Below are 18,519 nucleotides of genomic sequence, written 5' to 3'. Positions count from 1 at the left end.
AAGGCGGCTGCCTTGCCCGGCGGCCAGAAGGATGGCCCACGGCTGGGCGGGTTGCCCTCGAGGGGGTACGGAAGTGTCTGACATGGCTGGCCTCTGGCTGACAGTATGCGGGAGTCGGACTGTAAGCCGGGTTCTGTCCACACGGTTGCCCATGTGTGACCGTCATTCCTCTAGGAGTGCGGTTGCCCGCACCCTCAAGCAACCTACCCGGAAGGCTTCGGCCGGGCCGGCCGCCTTCCCTATTTGGTCTTGCTCCGAACGGGGTATGCCGAGCATGCCGTGTCACCACGGCATCTGGTGGTCTCTTACACCACCGTTTCACCCTTACCCGGCCGAGGCCGGGCGGTTTGCTTTCTGTGGCGCTGTCCGGAGGTTACCCTCCCTGGATGTTATCCAGCGTCCTGCCCTGTGGAGCCCGGACTTTCCTCCCCGGGGCTGCCCCCGCGGCGACGGTCCGTCCGACTCCCGCAATATGGAGGCGCATGGGTGACAAAAAGCGTCACACAAGACCGGGCCACATGTTTCTCAATGCGGTCCGGCCTTTTTTCATGCGCCGAAATCTATTAATCCGTCAGCGGCTGCGGCTTGGGAGCGCACTGGGGCGCTTCAGCAACTGTGAAATGTTCGCACCAGAAAATGAGGCGCTGGCAGTTGGGGCAGCTCAAAATCTGTTGCCCGCGCTGCAGTTCGATAAAAGACTGCGGCGGAACGGCAATGTGGCAGCCCGAGCAGATACCGTCCCTGACGGCAACAATGACGGGGTGCTCAAGGCGCTCGCGAATGAACTCATAGCGCATGAAAACAGGCTGCGGAATGGCCTTGCTGACCTGGGCGCGCTTTGCGTTGAGATCGGTAAGGGCGGCATTGCACTTCTGCAGTTTTTCTTCAAGACCATCACGCTTTACTTCAAGTTCGGCCTTGACGGCAGAGTGAGTAAGGTCAAGTTCGGCCAAGGCGTCTTTCTGAAACTGCAGTTCTTCCATGAGAGTCATTTTTTCCTCTTCACGGGAGCGGTTCACTTTTTCCATGCCGTCCATTTCGCGCATCATGGCATGGTATTCGCGCGTATTTTCTACCTGCATGAGCTTGTTTTTGCTCTTTTTAATGCGGGCGGCATCATCATCTATCTCAAGCGAAAGGCGTTTTTGCTGTTCCTGAAGGTGGGTCAGCTTGTCCACAATGTAATTACGCTGCGTTTCACTGGCATTGAAGCGCTGTTCAAGCGAATTCAGCTCATTGGGGGCACGCTCCATGTCCTGCCGTACCGCATAGATGGCGTCGTCAACCTTCTGCAGCTCCACAAGCTGCTTTATCTGATCAAAGTAAACGGCATTACTCATTGTAAAAAAACCTCCTGATAGTCATGACAGGGCAACAGCACGAAAGGGCGATGCCGAGGGAACAAAGTGAACGGCAACACCATGAAGCTGCTGCTGGAGCAAATGGCACATGCGGCGCATCATTTCCTCTTCAAGGCTGTGGTGACCCACATCCAGCAGGGGAATTTCCGCTTCAAGCGCAGTATGATATTTTACATCTCCGGTAATAAACAGTTGCGCTCCGGCCTTGCGGGCCGCAGGCAGCAGTGATGAACCGGAGCCGGTGCAATAGGCCAACCGGCGGATTTTTCCGGGCGGTGGCCCACTGAGGGTCGCTGTGGAAAGGTCGAGCACTTTTTCAAGCTCGCGGATGACATCTGCCACGGTCTGGGCCTGTGGCAGATCGCCGGCAAGGCCGTAGCCAAGAATGGGGCTTTCGGCCGATGGTTGCGGGCAGACCGGCTCAAGCACGATCGTGTTTTCAAGCTTGAGGTCAGCAGCAAGCCAGCCTGCGGGGCCTTGCGGGTTCACGTCCAGCGAGGTATGGGCCGCGTAAAGGGGAACATCCGCGCGCATGAGCAGGCGCAAAACCTCATGGTAGGCGTCAAGTTGCGACGGCAGGGCGGGCTTGAGAGAAAGTGGGTGATGGCTCAGAACAAATTGTGCGCCAAGATCAAGAGCCTGCCTGACAGATTCTGGCGTGGGATCAAGACAGACGGCGATACTGCTGATGTCCTGGCGCAGGGCTGCTACCTGAAGGCCGGAAATATCCCACGAAGCCGCCGCCCGCAGGGGAGCAATTTCTTCTACGGACTTAATTAATTCAGATAGTTGCATGTATGTACCTCACCATAAAAAAAGGCACTTTCTTGCTCTGCAGAGAAAGCGCCTAAAAACACCGGCGTGAAAAAAAATTTGAGCGATACCGACAAGATGTTTTTGTACCTACTGTTCGGCGCGCTGCATTGATTTCGCATGAAACCGCCTTGCGCCTCAGGTTTTGAATCTGGCTTTCATAGCTGCCCGGAAGGATATTGTCAATATCTCGGTGTAAAGGAAAAAGTTCACAACAAGCCGTATCCAGGCGGGGAGCAAGACAGGTTATCGGCTTCATAGCAGGATGCCGATAAGTTGCATGATGCCTTTTTACATGAAAATATGCAAAAAGGCGCGAAAGACGTTGTGCGCATCAATATCTTGTTTTTTCTTCGCAACACAGCCATTGCCGGAAAATTTCTGAACTGTCTTTACAGTAAAGCTGCTCAATGGGCAGTGTTCTTTCATCCAGTTGCTTGGAAATTTCGCCATATATGGCTGCATCGTCAAACCCGGCAGCAGCGGCGTCTTCCCTTGTGTTTGAGAAGTATATCTTTTCAATGCGCGCCCACCATATGGCGCTGAGACACATGGGACAAGGCTCGCAGCTTGTGAATATGACGGAACCTGAGAGGTCAAATGTTTCAAGCGCACGGCAGGCATTTCGAATAGCTTCCACTTCGGCATGAGCTGTGGGATCGTTATGCGGCGTGACATTGTTCATGCCCTCGCCTATGATTTTTCCATCCCGCACGATCACCGCGCCGAATGGGCCACCCCCGGCCGCCATGCTTTGCCTGGATAGCTCAACGGCCCTTTCCATAAAACGCTTTTTTCCCATATCAATTCCCTAAATACTGCTCGTTCTTTCAGTTGTTTTTATCCGTTTGGCAAAAAACGGCATGCCATAAGGTCTGACCTTGCGACCTGTTGCGGCGACCGTATTTGCAACGTAGGATTTTTTCATGAAATTTAAAACTTTTTTGAGTATTCTTCGCGATCTTTTTTTGCCTCAGACGCGCAACAAATGTCCCCATTGCGGGGGAGTCCGATGTATCGGGGCCTGCCAGTTTGATGGATCGCGGACGGAAAAAACAGTTCCGACTGGAAAGCAACCAGCAGAGATAGGAAATATGCACGACGAAAAGCAAGTTCGTGGAAATGCCGCGAATGAAAGGCGTTGAGGCAAGCTTTTACAGGAGTGCTTCTTTTTCCCGCAACTCACTGTCTTTGATAACGAAAAACTGCCACCTTCTGGCCGGGCATCGGGCCGCATGGAACACGACCCGATGCACAATACGCTATTTTTTCACTGCATCAGCCGAACATCAGCAAGTTCCAGCTTCACCCGACGCTTCTGGACATCATCAGGGCGCGAAACGACCACTATATCACAGACCACAAGATCGGCTGTCAGGCCCCGCGGAATAATGCCGATGTTTCCACGCATTTTTTCTACAACATGAACGCATTGACCGAACTCCATTGCAGCACACAGGGCATTCCTTAGTCGTTCCATCACTGCCTCCCTGTGACACGGCTTCAAGCCGCAGCTATTTGGCCGTGCACTCGTAGACCGGTTCCATTGTCCCATTCTCAGAAGGTTTGCTTAGGGTAAGCTCGTTTCCTTTGAACCAGGCTTCAAGGGCAAACTCATCCGAGTACCTGCTGCCAGATGCCGAAGGCATGAGCGGAAGAGAATATTCCACACCATCAGGCATGACGACCTTGGCGAACATCAGCTTACGGTCGCTTGTGGAAAAAAACTGAACCGAGACGCTTTTTCCTCCTGGGCATGAATATGTTTCCGAATGGTTTTTCTCCACATAAATGCCGCCACAATATTTCTGAAAGGCGAAATGCAGCCCAACAGCGATGATTACAACTAGAATTAATATAAAAACATATCTCAAGACAATACCCTCACGAGTTCTTTTTTGTAAGCAGCACAAGCGCCGCAGCGATCGGCTATGTGGCGAATAGGCGCTTCAGGATCAGGGCATTTCTTTGCCCCATACGCGAACCTGAACAAGGCGGCTGCCGCCTTGATTGCCCTGAATTCAATAAATTATCTGGTCAGCCGCGCGGGCAGTTTTTATTTGCCTGTGATGGAGGCAATTGAAGGATACATTTTTTCTGCGCAATGGTCACGCAACTGTGCAGGGGCTGCAGACATTCCGCGCGTTGGCACGGTTCATCGGACTTTCCGCCCTGTCAATGCGCCACGGGCGGCACAAACCTCTTCTGAGGCGTCGGGCCGTAAAATGAGCGTGCCATACTTCGCGCCGAGTCGCCCACGCAACGCAGCTGTAGTAGGGGAAGGCTCGGCGCGATTATTTGTCTGGAGGGTGGTTGATGACTGAAAAAGGCTTCTTGCGCACTGTTTCATGGTGAGTACCCACGAAAAATAAGAAACCTTTTTTTCAAGGCGCCTGCCCGATCAGGTCGAAACCGTACAGGCTAGATTTCAAGGCTGCGGGCCACGGCCTCACCCTGCGCGCCGCCCCCGGCCATGCGTGCAAGCTCTGCATGCCGGGCTGACTTGTCCAGCGGGCGACAAAGGGTAAAGGTGGCATTGTCCCGCACCGTCTTGCTGATCTGAAAGTGCTTGCGCGCGCGGGCCGCAAGCTGCGGCCAGTGCGTGATAAGCAGCATCTGCCTGCTGGAAGCAAGTGCATACAATTTTTCAGCCAGCTTGTTGAGGGTCAAGCCGCCCACCCCGGCATCCACTTCGTCAAAGATAAAGATCGCATTTTCACCGTCCTGCCGCACGCTCGCCAGAGCCAGCAGAAAGCGGGAAAGTTCGCCTCCGGAAGCGATCTTGTCCAGGGGCTGGGGAGGTTGGCCGGGGTTTGGCGCCCACAGGATGCGCCCGCGTTCATCCATCACGCCGGGCCAGATTTCCTGTTTTTCAAAATGGGGGATTACCTGCACCTGCTCGGAAAAGCCAAGCTGCCGCAGTTCTTTTTCCAGAGCCGAAGCCAGGGCCGAAGCGGCCTGGCGGCGCAGGGGAATGATGTCTTCCACAAGGGCGGAAAGCTCATGAGCCAGGCTTTCTTCTTCCCGGCCCAAGCGTGCCAGGTCCAATGCGCAGACATCAAGGAAAGAAAGATTTTCGGCTATCTCATCCCGTAAAGAAAGAATTTCCGGCAGCGTACGGTGCAGCTTGCGTTTGAGTTGGGCCAAGGCAAAAAGCCTTTCCTCAACCTGATCCATGTCGGGCATGTCTTCCATCTGCGGCGGACGGCGCAAACGCCCGCCCAGATGGGATAGCTGCTGGCGCAGCGCCGCAACTGCGTCGGCGTCGGGTTTGAGCGTATCGTCTTCACGGGCCATGCGGATCAGCACTTTTTCGAAATTGCCCAGCAGATCCAGCAGGCCCTCGGTTTCATCACCGAGCAAGAGAGCGATGGCCTGTTCGTAGTTTTCTCTCACGCCCTCCAACGAACGAGCCTGGGCGCGCACTTCTTCCAGTTGCTCCTCTTCGCCGTCTTCGGGGGCGACCTTGTCAATTTCCTGCTGCTGCATTTCAAGCAGTTCGCGTTTTTCAGCAAGTCCGGCCTGACGTTCAAGCAGGGCTTTACGTTGTGCCGCAGTTTCATTCAGGCGGAAGAGCAGGGCGTCACGTTTGAGCAGAAGCTCCGGCTGCGCAAAGTCGCTTTCAAGCAGGCGTGCCTGAACAGCGGGCTGCAAAAGTTTTTGCTGCGCGTGCTGGCTTGTATGTGCCACAAGGCGAGGTCGCAGGTCGCGCAGGCTATCCTGGGAACGCAGTTCATCACAGATGTAAAGGCGGCTGCGCCCGGTATCGGCCAGCAATTCACGCCGCAAAACAATATCTTCGCCATCCAGGGTAAAAAGGGCCTCTACCTGGGCGCGCTCCGCCCCCGCACGCACCATGTCGGACGACAGCTTGTCGCCCAGCAGAAAGCCAAGAGCCTTGAGAATAAAGCTCTTGCCGGCTCCGGTTTCGCCGGTAAGAACGTTCATGCCCGGCTCGAACTCCAGCTCCATATCTTCAATAAGAGCAAGGTTGCGAATGCGAAGGTATTCCAGCATGTTATTTGCGTCCGCACAGTGTATTTTAAAGTTTTACTTTAAATATTGCGAAGGCCCCGGCACAACTCAGCGTCGCAGCCTGGGGTCAAAAATATCTCTCAAGCTTTCACCAAGCAGATTATAGCCAAGCACAGTTATGAGAATAGCCAGACCGGGATACACCGACAGCCAGGGGGCGTTTTCAATAACGGCTTTGCCTTCCATAAGCATGTTGCCCCAGCTTGCCGTGGGCGGCTGTACGCCAAGGCCGAGAAAACTCAGGCTTGATTCTACAAGAATGGCTCCGGCTACGCCAAGAGTAGCGGTTATAAGCACAGGAGCCAAGGCATTGGGCAAAATGTGGCAAAAAAGTATTTTTCCAGTGGAACTGCCTGCCAGGCGTGCAGCGTCCACAAATTCGCGCTCGCGCAGACTCAGGGTCTCGGCACGAACAAGGCGCGTGACACCCATCCATGAGGTAAGACCGATAACGATCATAATGTTGATAAGGTCAGGCTCCAGAAAGGCAATGACCGCCAGAATAAGAAAGAAAGAAGGAAAACACAGCATTATGTCGACAATACGCATGATGGTTTCATCGACCCAACGGCGAAAATAGCCGCTTATCAGGCCAAGCGTGGTGCCGATGCTGATGGAAATGCCCACGGCCACAAAGCCGACCCATAGGGAAACGCGTCCGCCATAAAGCAGACGTGAAAAAACATCGCGGCCGAGCCTGTCCGTTCCAAGCCAGAACCGGGAAGAGGGCGGTTCAAGGATGTGGTTCAGATGCAGCGCATCCGGATTATACGGCGCGATGGCTGGCGCGAGCAGGGCCGCCAGGGACATGCCAAGAACAATGAAAAGGCCGATGAGCAGCATGGCATGACGCCCAAGCGCATTTTTGACGGCGCGGGGGAGCATCAGGCGTCATCCTTTGCGCTGCGTATGCGCGGATCAGCCAGTCCATAGCAGATGTCGGCCAGCAGATTGCCGAAAAGGGTAAGCACTGCCCCCAAAACAAGATTGCCCATAATCATGGTATAGTCGCGGGCCATGACCGCCGCGTAAAAAAGCTGCCCGAGGCCGGGCAGGGCAAAGATGGACTCAATGATCACGCTGCCGCCGATAAGCCCGGGTACAGAAAGCCCCAGCAGGGTGATGACGGGCAACAGCGCATTGCGCAGTGCGTGACGCCAGATAATGTTTTTTTCGTCAAGCCCCTTGGCCCGTGCCGTAAGAATGTAGTCCTGCTGCAAAACTTCCAGCATACATGCCCGCATATAACGCGACATGCCCGCAAGGCCGCCCACGGTGTAGACAAGTATGGGCAGCGTCAGGTGCCGGGCCAGGTCACAAAACTTTCCCCACAAGCTCATCTGGTCATAGTGCATGGATGTAAGACCGGAAATGGGCAGCCATTGCAGTTCAATGCCGAACAGCATCATGAGCAGCAGGGCAAGCCAGAAAGAAGGCATGGCAAAGCCCAAAAAAACCAGCACCGTGACGGAGCGATCCAGCAGGGAATTGCGGCGGCAGGCCGAGACTATCCCCACTGGTATGGCAATGAGCAGGGTCAGCACCATAGCGGTGACATTCATGCCCACGGTAAGGGGCAGGCGCTCCATAATCTTGGTCAGCACGGGCCGTGAATCTGCGGACATGGAGTTGCCGAAGTCAAAATGCAGCAGCCGCATCAGCCAGTCCGCATATTGGACGTGAAGCGGGCGATCAAGGCCGTACAGCGCCTCAAGCCTCTGCCGGGCAGCCTCGCCGGCGAGGGGATTGAGCGTTGTCTCCATATCTGTAGGAGATCCGGGAGCCAGGTGAATGACCCAAAAGCTGATAAGCGTAATGCCCCACAGCACCAGCAACATCCATAATGTCTTGCGGGCGACATTGGCTGCGATGGCGGTCAGCCGGCCGTGACGGCGGGCATGTGAGGGCAGGGGGGGCATGGCGGCTTTCTCTACTCTGTACGGGTCATCCACTGGCGCATATCGTCAACTTCTTTCTGCCACTGGGGGGAAAGGCGCAGGGCAAGAAAGCGCGTGTACAGCGCGTCCAGCAGGTTGGTGCATAGTTCCATCAGATAAAATTTTTCAAGCAGCAGGGCATCCGGGTCGTCATCGCTGTCACCCTTGTCGAGTTTGGGCGTTTTCAGACTGTTAAGGCAAAAATCTTCTGCCTTGAGCGTGACCTGGAAGGCCAGTTCTTCTTTTTCAAGCCGGATGAGCGCACGGCTGACTTTTTTGCCGGTTCCAAGCCCAAAACGCGCTTCCCGCAGAGGAGAGAGAGAGCCGGAAACCGAGGCTGTTTCCCGGGCGTCTCCTTCGCCACCTTGTACCACAATCCGCTGCTCCATAGAAACAGAGAAGGGAGCGCCGTCTTTGTCTGTAAAGGCGCCGGGGGCGGTGTCGCTCTGGTACCAAAGCCAGGTAAGAAATTCCTGGCCAAGAATAATATCAGTAGATTCTCCAAGATAGGGCATATTCATGTGTGCTGGCTCCGCGGCTAGGACTGGGGGGCAAACTGTGTGGCCTCAAGCTGGTCCAGGCGGATGAGGCTTTCTTCATCCAGCATGGAAGCCGCCAGAGTGTAGGGCGTCAGTTGCTCAAGATGCAGATCGAAGGTTTTGAGAAACTCTTCCATGAAAAGATCAATCATCTTGTTCTGGGTAGAGGCAAACCATATCTCGTTTCTGTCCGTAGCCCACAACACGTTAAATTCGCTGGGTATCGGCAGGAAGCGCGAGCGCAGGCGCAGCATGACCTGTTCTTTCAGCTCTTTTTTGCGCTCACGGGAAATAAAGGTCTTGCCTTGCTCGTGCATGCGTTTCTTTTCATCGCGCAAAGCCACTGCCAAATGCTTTTTTACGACACCAGCAGGAATGCGACGCATATCAAGCCGCAGCGAAAAAACAAGATAAGCACCTTTTTGCGGCGGGGCGGTCACCCATTCCGAATCCAGCATGTCTTCAAAACAGACCCATCCCTGAGCCTGCATTTCGGGAATATCGTCAATATCCCGAAATGCGAACTGTTTGAGCTTGTCGGGGATTTGCGGCCAGAGTTCAGCCGGAACCGGATCAAGGATGCGAAAGCGTGTAAAACTACACGCACTGTTGGCAAAGCCCATGAAAACTCCTCGGTTGGAAACATGCGCCGTTGGGATGGCGTTGGTTTGTGTTGTACGTCAGAGCCGTCTTGTGAGCAAGCCCGCTGCGGCGAAGACAAAAAATATGAGGCAATGGCAACGGCATCAGACAAGCCGCAAAATGCAGGAAAAACACCAAGAGAAGCAGAAACAGCACGAGCTTGTTTTTAGTCTGTTTGGGAGGGACAGACGGTCTTTCCAATACGCGCCATAATGTCCCATAATGATAATTATGTAAACTTTTATTAAAAAAAGATGAATTATTCTCGAGTTCTTGACCTTGGCCTTCTCTTCCATCACCATGACTTCACATATCCAAGGAGAACAAAGTGACGTCATCCAGTCGCTCCCAGCGGTCCTCAAAAGGCCGCGCATCGCATGCCGGCAAAAAATTTTGCCGCGGTCCCCAGAAAACTGACAAGACAAAGGCCGCCCAAAAAAATGATCGAGCGCCTACGTCTGCAGATTCCGAAATGAAACCGAAAGATACAGATGTTCGGATGCGTAATGACACGACCATGCCCGCGGCTCGGTCAGCACCTCAATCTGCGGCATTGCCGGAAGAAAGCATGCGTTTGAACAAAGCCATCGCAGCATCCGGACTGTGCTCACGCAGAAAGGCTGATGAACTGATTCTTTCTGGCCGTGTAACCGTTAATGGCGTTGCGGAGCCCAATCCTGCCCGCCAGGTATCACCGCATGATGCCCTTGAGGTTGATGGAAAGCTGCTCACCGGAGCGCAGAATTTTTGCTACTTGCTGCTCAACAAGCCTGTTCAGGTGGTGTGTACAGTGAATGACCCTGAGGGGCGGCCCACGGTAATGGACTATCTGCCGGAAAACGTGCGGGGCTTACGCCTCTACCCTGTCGGCCGCCTTGATTATTTTTCTGAAGGCTTGCTTTTGCTGACCAATGACGGGCAGCTTGCGCAACGGCTGACTCACCCCAGCCACCATCAGCCCAAAACATACGAAGTTCTGGTGCGCGGAGCAGTTCCTGAGGCGGCGCTTGCTGTCATGCGACGTGGTATGCGTTTGGCTGAAGGCGAAGATCTCATGCCGGTGGAGGTTGAATCCAGCTTTGCCAGAGGGCGCACCCTGCTGCGGATGGTTTTGCATCAGGGCCTGAACCGTCAGATACGGCGCATGTGTCGAGACCTTGGCCTCACCATTCTTCATTTGAAACGTGTGGCTCTAGGTCCGCTTGATCTGGGATGCCTGGTGGCAGGACGGGCGCGACATCTTACGGCCGCAGAAATCAAGCTTTTGAAAAAAAGTGTCTATTTACAGGAGGTGCGCGGATGAAAAAATATTTTTTAGCATTGCTGCTTGTTGCAGCAATGCTTGCGGCAGCCCCGTGCATGGGGGCGGCTTCTTCTGGCAAGAATGCTGATGAACCTATGCGAGCTGCTGAAGCGTGGCTTTCTCTGGCTGCTGCAATGAAGGCGCAGGAAAGCTGGGATCAGGCCGCTGCAGCTTTTAAAGCAGGAGTTGAACTGCAGAACTGGGAAAAAAACTTGCCCAAAGCCCGGCAACCCCTGGGAGCAGTAAAAGCCCGGAACCACCTTACAACAAAAGCCACTACTACCCTGTCCGGCGTTCCCGACGGGGAATATGTTGTTATGCGGTTTCAAACGAAATTCGCATATAAGAAGAGTGCAATTGAGATCTTATTCCTTTAAAAAGAAGCAGATGGGCATGGCGCACTGTTGGGTATTTTATTCGACAGGCAAATTGGCTGCATGAAACAAACTCTTATGTAGGCAGATCGATGATATTTATTGAAATAGCAGTAAATAGAAAGCTCTCCTTAATGTAAAAGGAGAGCTTTTTTGTAATACAGAATTTGATTGACGCTTTTATGCTCAGACTTGAATCTTGGTACGGGTTGATTTTTAACAATATTTTCCTGAAACCGCATGATTTAAGCAACAAAGTGCCGCACGCCAAATGCCGGTGAAGGCAGGCCCCTTCCTCAGGGGCAGACTTTCAGCAGTCGCTCCAGAAAATTCATGGCGTCTTTTTGTATGCCGCAGAGATGGTCTTCTCCCTTGAAGCTTTCCGTATAAACTTTGCAAATGGGCTCTGTACCCGAGGGGCGAACGGCAAACCAGCCATCAGCACTGGATATTTTAATGCCTCCAACCGGAGCATCGTTGCCAGGCGCTCGAGTAATGATTTCCGTAACAGGCGAACCACCAAGGCTGGTTATATCTGCACTTTCCGGAGTCAGCGCCTTGAGTTTTGCGCGCACCTGATCGTCTGCCGGGGCATCAAGCCGCTGGTAGACCGGGCGGCCAAGGCGTTCTGTGAGCTTGTTATACAGATCTGTGGGGGATGACTGCTCCACTGCCAGCATTTCCGCTGCCAGCAGGCACATGAGGGGGCCATCCTTATCGGTGCTCCAGGGGCTGCCGTCAAAGCACAGGAACGAGGCCCCGGCGCTTTCTTCGCAGCCCATGCCGCAACGGCCGTTAAGAAGATACGGCACAAACCATTTGAACCCCACAGGCACTTCGACCACCGGACGATTTGCCTCTTGCCCCACCCTGTCCAGAAGGGCGCTGGTCACCAGGGTTTTTCCAATGCCGCTGGCAGAGGACCACGAACGGCGTGTTCGGAACAGATACCATGCGGCCACGGACAGAAAATGATTGGGATTCATCAGTTCCTGATCGGTGACGATGCCGTGACGATCTGAATCGGGATCACAGGCCACTGCCAGATCAAAGCGGCTGCGCATTTCAAGAAGGCCGTTCATGGCATAGGGCGAGGAACAATCCATACGGATTTTTCCGTCCTTATCAAAAGGCACAAAACGGAATGTGGGATCTACTGTTTTATTGACCACTGTAATTTCAATTCCGTAGGCGTCAGCAATAGGCTCCCACATTTGCAGGCTTGCCCCGCCAAGCGGATCGACACCGAGGCGCAAGCCTGAAGCGGCGATGGCCTTTACATCCAGAACTTTTGGCAAATCATCCACGTAGCTGCGGATAAAATCGTATTCTTCAACCAGTGAAGAAGACAGGGCCGCCCGCAAGTGCGTCAGATGCACTCCGCGATTGCCGTTTTCAAGATAGACGTTGGCTCTTTTTTCTATGACGTCGGTAACATCAGTTTCTGCCGGGCCGCCGTGCGGGGGGTTATACTTAAATCCGCCGTCACGGGGAGGATTATGCGAGGGGGTGATAACTATGCCGTCTGCCAAGCCGCTGGAACGGCCTGCGTTCCATTTCAGTATGGCATGTGAGACTGCGGGGGTGGCCGTATAGACGCCCCTGGGCGCTATGCGCACATGCACGTCGTTGGCTGTCAAAACCTCAAGGGCAGAACGAAAGGCCGCCTCGGACAGAGCGTGTGTATCGCCGCCGAGAAAAAGAGGGCCATCAATGTTGTTGGCTTTTCGATAGTCGCACACTGCCTGCGTAATGGCGTAAATGTGTTCTTCATTAAAAGTATGAAGCAGCGAAGAGCCCCTGTGTCCGGAAGTGCCGAAGGTCACTCGCTGAGCCGGAACCGCAGGATTGGGGTACTCTGTGAAATAGGCGCTCACAAGCGCCGGGATATTTTCGAGATCTTCAGGCAGGGGCAATTGTCCGGCCCGGGCATGAACAACAGGCATGATGTACCTCCATTGTCGCGTTAATTATCATAGGATATTATGGATTGTCACGCCTGCAGGGCCGCACTTCAGACCAAATTGTCTTTTAAAATATAGAAAAAGGGCTGCCCCAGCGGAGCAGCCCTTGCAGTTTTCATTTTGTCGCAGTTAACGGCGCACCTTATTTTCCCAAAGGAACTGTGCGGAAATATACGTCGCCGCGGCGCGAAATCTGCAGCATGATGGCTCCACGCTTCGCACCCTCTTCATTGACAATTTTTGACAATGCCTCTGACGTATTCACAGGCTTGAGGTTTGCCTTGAGGATGATGTCCCCGGGGCGCAAGTCCGCTTCGGCCGCAGGCTTGCCGGGAGTCACATCCACAATGAGCAGTCCTTCGTTTTTATCAACCTTCATGTCCCGGCGTTCAGTTTCGTTGAGAGGACGAACAGCAATGCCAAGAAGCCCTTCGTTTTGTTTGGGGCCGCTCTTTCCGGAAGATGCCTGGGAGGTTGACTGACGCTCGCCCAGGGTGACCGTAAGGTCAAGCACCTTGCCATCACGCCACACCTTGATAACAGCCTTGCTGCCGGGGTTTTTCTCGGCAATGGCGCGCAGCAGGGCCGATGCGTCGTCAATGTCTTTTCCGTCGACGGCAAGGATGATATCGCCGTCTTTCATTCCGCCCTTGCCGGCAGGTTCATTTTCCATAACGCTGCCCACCAGCGCGCCCTTGGCGTCCTTCATGCCGAGAGCTTTTGCGGTATTTTCCTCAACATCCTGAATCGTAACGCCAATCCAGCCACGGGTGACTTTTTTGCCGCTTTTGATCTGATCAATGATCTTGGCGGCCATGTTGCTGGGGATGGCAAAGCCAATGCCCTGCCCGCTGGCGATGATGGCCGTATTGATGCCCACCACCTGTCCCTGCATGTTCAGCAGCGGCCCGCCGCTGTTGCCGGGATTGATGGAAGCGTCGGTCTGAAGAAAGTTGTCAAAGGGACCGGCATGAATGTTGCGGTTTTTGGCCGACAGAATGCCCGCAGTCACCGTGTGGTCAAGACCAAAGGGATTGCCGATAGCCAGCAGCCACTCGCCCACTTTGAGATCATCGGAATTGCCAAAAACCAGGAAAGGCAGATTCTTTTGGGTGTCCACTTTCAGCAGGGCCAGGTCGGTTTCTTCATCCGCCCCCACAAGTGTTGCCGTGAAAGTTTCGCTTTTGCCGTTTTCCTGGTCCAGCGTCACACGGATAACGTCAGCATCGGCCACCACGTGATTATTGGTGACGATAAAGCCATCCGCAGACACCAGAAAGCCGGAGCCGAGAGATTTCTGTCTGGACTGGGGGCGCTTGCCGTCCCGTTTACCGCCGAACTGGTCAAAAAATTTTTCAAAGCCGGGGGGCATATTGCGGAACATCTCGCCAAAAAATTCTTCGGAACCACCAGCGGCGGCCATCTTTTCAGTATTGATATTGACGACAGCGGGGCCGCTTTTGGCTGCCAGCTCGCTGAAATCCGGCAGGTTTCCTGCCTGGGCGAACTGCGCGGCAACGACAAACGTTACTGCAAGCAGGCCCGAAAGGCATTTTTTTATAAACATGGAAAAACTCCTGGTTACTTGTTTTGCATTGCTTTATGCAAAGCTTGCGCCAAAGTGTTCATTCCTGTGTTTGCAGAACCATTGGCCTTGTCGGCGTGCTGTTTCCACGCCTTGTCATCTGCGGAAAATGAAGCCTCTGCCCCTTCAGGCGCAAGACTGATACGCCGGGCGGCGGTATCCAGATTTTGTACTACAAGGGTCACGCTGTCGCCCTTGTCCAATTTGCTGTACCGACCTGCGTTTTTGTCGTTCTTCATAACGCCTGCGGGTAACAGCCCGGTGATGCCGGGAGCAAGCGTAATAAAAAGGCCGTACGGGCTGCGCCCTTCCACTGTTCCCTGAACAGTGCTTCCCGGTGCGAACTGCTGTGCGGCATCCTGCCAGGGGTCACCTTCGGCATCGCGCAGGCTCAAAGAAATACGACGGGAATCGCCATTAATTTCTTTGATTTTTACCATTACGTTATCCCCAACCTGAAGAATTTCTTCAGGCTTGTTGACACGTTTAGTCCACGACAGTTCAGAAATATGCGCAAGCCCCTCGATGCCGGGCAGAATTTCCACAAAAGCGCCAAAAGGCGCCAGGCGCACAACCTTGCCCTGCACCACAGCACCGTTTTCAAGGCGTTGGGCTATATCCTGCCATGGGTCGCCTTCGGCCTGCTTGCGGGAAAGAGCGATGCGAACCTGTCCCTTGTCGTTCTTGCTGATGGAAAGCACCTTGGCCCGCACGGTGTCGCCAAGGGAAACGGCTTCATCAGGCGCGCCCACGCGCGACCAGGACAGTTCGGAAAGATGTATCATGCCTTCTACGGCTGTATCCAGTTCTATAAATGCGCCAAAGGGGGCAAAACGGGATACTTTGCCTTCAACTGTATCACCCACGGCAAGTTTTTCAAGTAAAACTTCAAGTTGTTCCTGCCGTTCACGGTCAAGCAGCGCCCGGCGCGAAACAACAATATTGCGTCCCCTGTTTTCTACCCTGATAACAAGAAATTGCAGAGTGCGGCCTGTGAGGGATTCGGCATCTTCGGCAGAGGCAAGCCCAATCTGGCTGCCTGGACAGAATGCGGTTTTTCCCAGAACTTCAACAGTATACCCACCTTTGCAGGAACCGACAATGCGTCCGTCTACGGGCAGAGCCGCATCGCGGGCTTCCTCAAGAGCGGCCACACCACTGCCGCTCATGGAGCGGGAAAGGCGGATTTCCTGCGCGGAAACGCCGATAACCCACGCTTCTACAGGCTGGCCCGGGGCTGTGGTTTCATTGCCCTCGGCGTCAAGAATGTCCTTGCGTTCCATGATGCCATCAACCTTGATGCCCACATCGACAAATACGCTGTCGCCAGTGATGGCGATAACTGTGCCGGTGACCTTCTGGCCCGCCTGAAGGCGATGTCCGGAAGTTTCATGGGCCGCCAGCATGGCGGCAAAATCTTCAACGCCTTCCTCCTGCATGGAGGTCGCGAATTTTTCCTCGGTCATTTTTCCTGCTCCTTAAAGCTGGGCTTATTGCTCAAGTTGGATATAATACGTTATGCGCTTGCAGAAAACAATGACACGTCATCGGCTCTGGCGCATATTTGTCAAATATTTTAGGCAGTAAAAATATTTATTCATATGCCTTATTACTGCGTGAAATTCTTTATGTTTATGGTTTTATGGAGCGCATGGCTCGAAAATTGAGAGAAGAAAAGCCGTGGCGCTTTTACGTCACGGCTTGATCAGTTTTTGGGTTGCCGACTATTCCGGCGCTACCTGAACAATTCTTTTTCGGGGACGGCACTGTCAATACGGTCTTCAACTTCCACACCCTTGGGGGGGGTAAAGCTGAATTCCGAAGCCTTGATGCTCACATCCGGCGAAAAACGGGTAAAGCGCACTTCGTTGCTGTTGCCGTAAAAATCCAGAATGCTGGCCCGGCGGATATACCCGGTGTCCGGCTCCACCCATATGATGGCTTCCACCATTTGCGGCGCCGGTTCCTTGGGAAAAAGACGCAGCTTGGCGAGGCCGTCTTCCCGCCCTTCGGGCTTAACGTCAAAATCTTTGGTCAGCGCGGCCTGGCCGGTGATAACCTGAATAATGCTGCGCGAATCCTGAACCAGGCTTGGCGGGTAGCGATAGGCTATTTCTTCGTCCGGAATATAGTTCCAGATTTCTTTTGCCGTCACTACAAGCGTTTCTTCGTGCGGAGCCACGGTTTGCCAACGGATAAGCAGAGGTTTTTTAAAGAGCAGTTTTCCCTGCCTTTTTTCTACAGCGCCACTTTCTTTATGGGTGAGGGTCTGGTCAAAGTCTGCAGCAAAGGCCCCAAGCTTTTCATAGCGCGCCTGGATGGCCGAAGCCATATCAGGGCTCTGTGCTGTCGCAAACGAAGCCATGAAGAGACACAGGGCCATTGCGGCTACAGCCGCGCGCAGCATACGCATATAACCTCCACGGCCCTCAGGGCCTCGGACTTGGGTGATAACGCCAAAAGAATTTGCTTCGGCCTATTTGACCACCGCGCGGGGCTTGCTGCCGTCGGCCGGGCCAATGATGCCGTCATGTTCCAACTGTTCAACCAGACGCGCCGCACGGTTGAAACCTATTTTGAAGCGGCGCTGCACAAGAGAAATAGATGCCCTGCCCTGTTCACTTACAAATGCCTGCACCTCGCCATACAGGGGGTCCTGGGCGGCATCTCCGCCCCCGCTGCCGTTGCCGCCCACGGCGGCATCAATCCCCCACTGGGCAAAATCAACCTTGTAGGATGGGCTTAGCTGGCGCTTCCAGTGGTTCACCACGTTCTGCACTTCCTCATCGCTCAGGAACGGGCCGTGCAGGCGCTGCAGTCTTCCCCCGCTGGGCTTGAACAGCATGTCGCCCCGGCCAAGCAGATGCTCTGCGCCAACCTGATCAAGAATGGTGCGCGAATCATGCTTGGAAGTGACCTGAAATGAAATGCGGCAGGGAAAGTTTGCCTTAATAAGGCCGGTAACAACGTCCACGCTGGGGCGTTGTGTTGCCAGAATCATATGGATCCCGGCAGCGCGGGCCAACTGCGCCAGGCGCACGATGCTTGTTTCGACCTCACGGGCGGCGGTCATCATAAGGTCGGCAAGTTCATCAATGACAACAACGAGATAGGGCAATGGTTCCAGATCAGAAAAGTCCGGCGGCAAGCCATCTTTATACGCAGCCAGCTTCTGGTTAAAGCCGGAGACATTGCGCACGCCCAGGCGGGCCATGGCGGCATAACGCCGATCCATTTCATGAACGGCCCAATCCAGAGCGTTTTTGGCCTCATTCATTTCCGTGACCACGGGGTGCACCAGATGTGGAGCATCGGCATACACAGCCATTTCAATGCGCTTGGGGTCTATGAGCAGCAGTTGCATGTCCTGCGGCTGGGTGCGGTAAAGCAGGCTCACAAGGATGCCGTTCAGGCACACGCTCTTGCCCGCGCCCGTGGCCCCGGCCACGAGAAGGTGCGGCATGCGGGCCAGATCCGCCATAAAAGGCTTGCCTGCAATATCCTTGCCGAGGATCATGGTCAGCGGACCGCAGCCGTTGCGAAACGCTTCGGAAGCGGCCAATTCGCGAAAATTGACAGTTTCCCGCTGTTCGTTGGGAATTTCGATCCCAACCGTATCGGAGCCGGGAATGGGCGCCTGAATGCGTATGGCAACAGCCTTGAGCGCAAGGGCAAGGTCGTCGCTCAGGTTGGCAATGCGGCTGACGCGAATGCCGGGAGCCGGGCGCACCTCGTACATGGTGACCACGGGACCGGGAGTGATGCGCACAAGTTCGCTTTGGATGTCAAAATCATTGAGGCACGCCATGAGGGCCTGGCCTCTGGCCTGGATGTCTTCGCTGCTTGGCCCGCCGGTTTTTGCGGGCGGAGGGGCCAACAGGTCAAGTCCCGGCAGGGGCGGGGCCGCTTTTTTGCGCAATGCCGAAGCTACGAGGCCACCCAGACCGCTTTTTTTGGCAGGTCCGG

General features: G+C 54.4%; 18 protein-coding genes and 1 other RNA gene. 3 read left to right on the top strand and 16 right to left on the bottom strand.

Translation table 11 applies throughout. The features are described from left to right. Positions 1–106: 106 nt before the first annotated feature. The 6 genes from rnpB to V6C07_RS04270 form a co-directional block, all read right to left on the bottom strand. An RNA gene (gene rnpB, locus V6C07_RS04295) (RNase P RNA component class A) lies at positions 107–466 on the bottom strand. Between the two features lie 97 nt (positions 467–563). Then, positions 564–1,340: a zinc ribbon domain-containing protein gene (locus tag V6C07_RS04290; protein WP_333535125.1), complete on the bottom strand. Its 777-nt coding sequence runs from the start codon at positions 1,338–1,340 to the stop codon at positions 564–566. A 21-nt stretch (positions 1,341–1,361) separates the two neighbouring features. Continuing rightward, positions 1,362–2,156, bottom strand: coding sequence for a Nif3-like dinuclear metal center hexameric protein (locus V6C07_RS04285; protein WP_333535124.1), 795 nt, complete (start codon positions 2,154–2,156; stop codon positions 1,362–1,364). A gap of 352 nt (positions 2,157–2,508) precedes the next feature. Further along, positions 2,509–2,976 carry a nucleoside deaminase gene (locus V6C07_RS04280; RefSeq protein ID WP_333535123.1) on the bottom strand — a complete coding sequence of 156 codons (468 nt, stop codon included), beginning with the start codon at positions 2,974–2,976 and terminating at the stop codon, positions 2,509–2,511. Between the two features lie 468 nt (positions 2,977–3,444). Next, positions 3,445–3,654, bottom strand: coding sequence for a hypothetical protein (locus V6C07_RS04275; protein WP_333535122.1), 210 nt, complete (start codon positions 3,652–3,654; stop codon positions 3,445–3,447). A 34-nt stretch (positions 3,655–3,688) separates the two neighbouring features. Further along, positions 3,689–4,048: an MliC family protein gene (locus tag V6C07_RS04270; RefSeq protein WP_333535121.1), complete on the bottom strand. Its 360-nt coding sequence runs from the start codon at positions 4,046–4,048 to the stop codon at positions 3,689–3,691. A 57-nt stretch (positions 4,049–4,105) separates the two neighbouring features. Between V6C07_RS04270 and V6C07_RS04265 the strand changes: the two genes are divergently transcribed. Next, positions 4,106–4,498: a hypothetical protein gene (locus V6C07_RS04265; RefSeq protein ID WP_333535120.1), complete on the top strand. Its 393-nt coding sequence runs from the start codon at positions 4,106–4,108 to the stop codon at positions 4,496–4,498. A 97-nt stretch (positions 4,499–4,595) separates the two neighbouring features. On the opposite strand, the gene V6C07_RS04260 is transcribed toward V6C07_RS04265, so the two are convergent. The 5 genes from V6C07_RS04260 to rdgC all read right to left on the bottom strand — a co-directional run bounded on the left by V6C07_RS04260 (position 4,596) and on the right by rdgC (position 9,308). Next, positions 4,596–6,191: a DNA repair protein RecN gene (locus V6C07_RS04260; RefSeq protein WP_333535119.1), complete on the bottom strand. Its 1,596-nt coding sequence runs from the start codon at positions 6,189–6,191 to the stop codon at positions 4,596–4,598. Positions 6,192–6,257: 66 nt separating this feature from the next. Then, complete coding sequence (locus tag V6C07_RS04255) at positions 6,258–7,094, bottom strand: ABC transporter permease (protein WP_333535118.1); 837 nt, start codon at positions 7,092–7,094, stop codon at positions 6,258–6,260. Beyond that, positions 7,094–8,128: an ABC transporter permease gene (locus V6C07_RS04250; protein ID WP_442886173.1), complete on the bottom strand. Its 1,035-nt coding sequence runs from the start codon at positions 8,126–8,128 to the stop codon at positions 7,094–7,096. The genes V6C07_RS04255 and V6C07_RS04250 overlap by 1 nt, the downstream gene beginning before the upstream one ends. Positions 8,129–8,139: 11 nt before the next feature. Next, the gene (locus V6C07_RS04245; RefSeq protein ID WP_333535117.1) at positions 8,140–8,667 is read right to left on the bottom strand and encodes a hypothetical protein; all 528 of its coding nucleotides are present in this window, start codon (positions 8,665–8,667) and stop codon (positions 8,140–8,142) included. 17 nt (positions 8,668–8,684) lie between these two features. Beyond that, positions 8,685–9,308: a recombination-associated protein RdgC gene (gene rdgC, locus V6C07_RS04240; protein ID WP_333535116.1), complete on the bottom strand. Its 624-nt coding sequence runs from the start codon at positions 9,306–9,308 to the stop codon at positions 8,685–8,687. Between the two features lie 587 nt (positions 9,309–9,895). On the opposite strand from rdgC, the gene V6C07_RS04235 reads away from it, so the two are divergent. Both V6C07_RS04235 and V6C07_RS04230 read left to right on the top strand, forming a co-directional pair. Beyond that, positions 9,896–10,630 carry a pseudouridine synthase gene (locus V6C07_RS04235; RefSeq protein ID WP_333535115.1) on the top strand — a complete coding sequence of 245 codons (735 nt, stop codon included), beginning with the start codon at positions 9,896–9,898 and terminating at the stop codon, positions 10,628–10,630. Beyond that, positions 10,627–11,007: a DUF4019 domain-containing protein gene (locus V6C07_RS04230; RefSeq protein ID WP_333535114.1), complete on the top strand. Its 381-nt coding sequence runs from the start codon at positions 10,627–10,629 to the stop codon at positions 11,005–11,007. Before V6C07_RS04235 ends, V6C07_RS04230 begins: the two co-directional genes overlap by 4 nt. Before the next feature lie 293 nt (positions 11,008–11,300). Here the strand turns inward: V6C07_RS04230 and pgm are convergent, their stop codons facing one another. The 5 genes from pgm to V6C07_RS04205 form a co-directional block, all read right to left on the bottom strand. Continuing rightward, a complete protein-coding gene (gene pgm, locus V6C07_RS04225) occupies positions 11,301–12,950 on the bottom strand; it encodes a phosphoglucomutase (alpha-D-glucose-1,6-bisphosphate-dependent) (protein WP_333535113.1) in 1,650 nt (549 codons plus the stop codon). 160 nt (positions 12,951–13,110) lie between these two features. Continuing rightward, positions 13,111–14,535, bottom strand: coding sequence for a DegQ family serine endoprotease (locus tag V6C07_RS04220; RefSeq protein ID WP_333535112.1), 1,425 nt, complete (start codon positions 14,533–14,535; stop codon positions 13,111–13,113). A gap of 14 nt (positions 14,536–14,549) precedes the next feature. Further along, complete coding sequence (locus V6C07_RS04215) at positions 14,550–16,019, bottom strand: 30S ribosomal protein S1 (RefSeq protein WP_333535111.1); 1,470 nt, start codon at positions 16,017–16,019, stop codon at positions 14,550–14,552. A gap of 269 nt (positions 16,020–16,288) precedes the next feature. Next, positions 16,289–16,966, bottom strand: coding sequence for an outer membrane lipoprotein chaperone LolA (gene lolA, locus V6C07_RS04210; protein WP_333535110.1), 678 nt, complete (start codon positions 16,964–16,966; stop codon positions 16,289–16,291). 63 nt (positions 16,967–17,029) lie between these two features. After that, a partial coding sequence (locus V6C07_RS04205; protein ID WP_333535109.1) for a DNA translocase FtsK occupies positions 17,030–18,519 on the bottom strand: 1,490 nt, incomplete at its 5' end.

It is taken from the genome of Desulfovibrio sp. 1214_IL3152 (genome assembly GCF_036763055.1).
GTDB lineage: Bacteria > Desulfobacterota > Desulfovibrionia > Desulfovibrionales > Desulfovibrionaceae > Desulfovibrio.
Note: the sequence above shows the minus strand (reverse complement) of the source record. Positions and strands in the feature narration are given on the sequence as shown.

Excerpts from the sequence above, each read along its gene's own strand:
- V6C07_RS04290 (WP_333535125.1), bottom strand. The coding sequence starts at position 1,340 with ATGAGTAATGCCGTTTACTTTGATCAGATAAAGCAGCTTGTGGAGCTG.
- V6C07_RS04285 (WP_333535124.1), bottom strand. The coding sequence starts at position 2,156 with ATGCAACTATCTGAATTAATTAAGTCCGTAGAAGAAATTGCTCCCCTG.
- V6C07_RS04280 (WP_333535123.1), bottom strand. The coding sequence starts at position 2,976 with ATGGGAAAAAAGCGTTTTATGGAAAGGGCCGTTGAGCTATCCAGGCAA.
- V6C07_RS04275 (WP_333535122.1), bottom strand. The coding sequence starts at position 3,654 with ATGGAACGACTAAGGAATGCCCTGTGTGCTGCAATGGAGTTCGGTCAA.
- V6C07_RS04265 (WP_333535120.1), top strand. The coding sequence starts at position 4,106 with ATGTGGCGAATAGGCGCTTCAGGATCAGGGCATTTCTTTGCCCCATAC.
- V6C07_RS04260 (WP_333535119.1), bottom strand. The coding sequence starts at position 6,191 with ATGCTGGAATACCTTCGCATTCGCAACCTTGCTCTTATTGAAGATATG.
- V6C07_RS04255 (WP_333535118.1), bottom strand. The coding sequence starts at position 7,094 with ATGCTCCCCCGCGCCGTCAAAAATGCGCTTGGGCGTCATGCCATGCTG.
- V6C07_RS04250 (WP_442886173.1), bottom strand. The coding sequence starts at position 8,128 with ATGCCCCCCCTGCCCTCACATGCCCGCCGTCACGGCCGGCTGACCGCC.
- V6C07_RS04245 (WP_333535117.1), bottom strand. The coding sequence starts at position 8,667 with ATGAATATGCCCTATCTTGGAGAATCTACTGATATTATTCTTGGCCAG.
- rdgC (WP_333535116.1), bottom strand. The coding sequence starts at position 9,308 with ATGGGCTTTGCCAACAGTGCGTGTAGTTTTACACGCTTTCGCATCCTT.
- V6C07_RS04235 (WP_333535115.1), top strand. The coding sequence starts at position 9,896 with ATGCGTTTGAACAAAGCCATCGCAGCATCCGGACTGTGCTCACGCAGA.
- V6C07_RS04230 (WP_333535114.1), top strand. The coding sequence starts at position 10,627 with ATGAAAAAATATTTTTTAGCATTGCTGCTTGTTGCAGCAATGCTTGCG.
- pgm (WP_333535113.1), bottom strand. The coding sequence starts at position 12,950 with ATGCCTGTTGTTCATGCCCGGGCCGGACAATTGCCCCTGCCTGAAGAT.
- V6C07_RS04220 (WP_333535112.1), bottom strand. The coding sequence starts at position 14,535 with ATGTTTATAAAAAAATGCCTTTCGGGCCTGCTTGCAGTAACGTTTGTC.
- V6C07_RS04215 (WP_333535111.1), bottom strand. The coding sequence starts at position 16,019 with ATGACCGAGGAAAAATTCGCGACCTCCATGCAGGAGGAAGGCGTTGAA.
- lolA (WP_333535110.1), bottom strand. The coding sequence starts at position 16,966 with ATGCGTATGCTGCGCGCGGCTGTAGCCGCAATGGCCCTGTGTCTCTTC.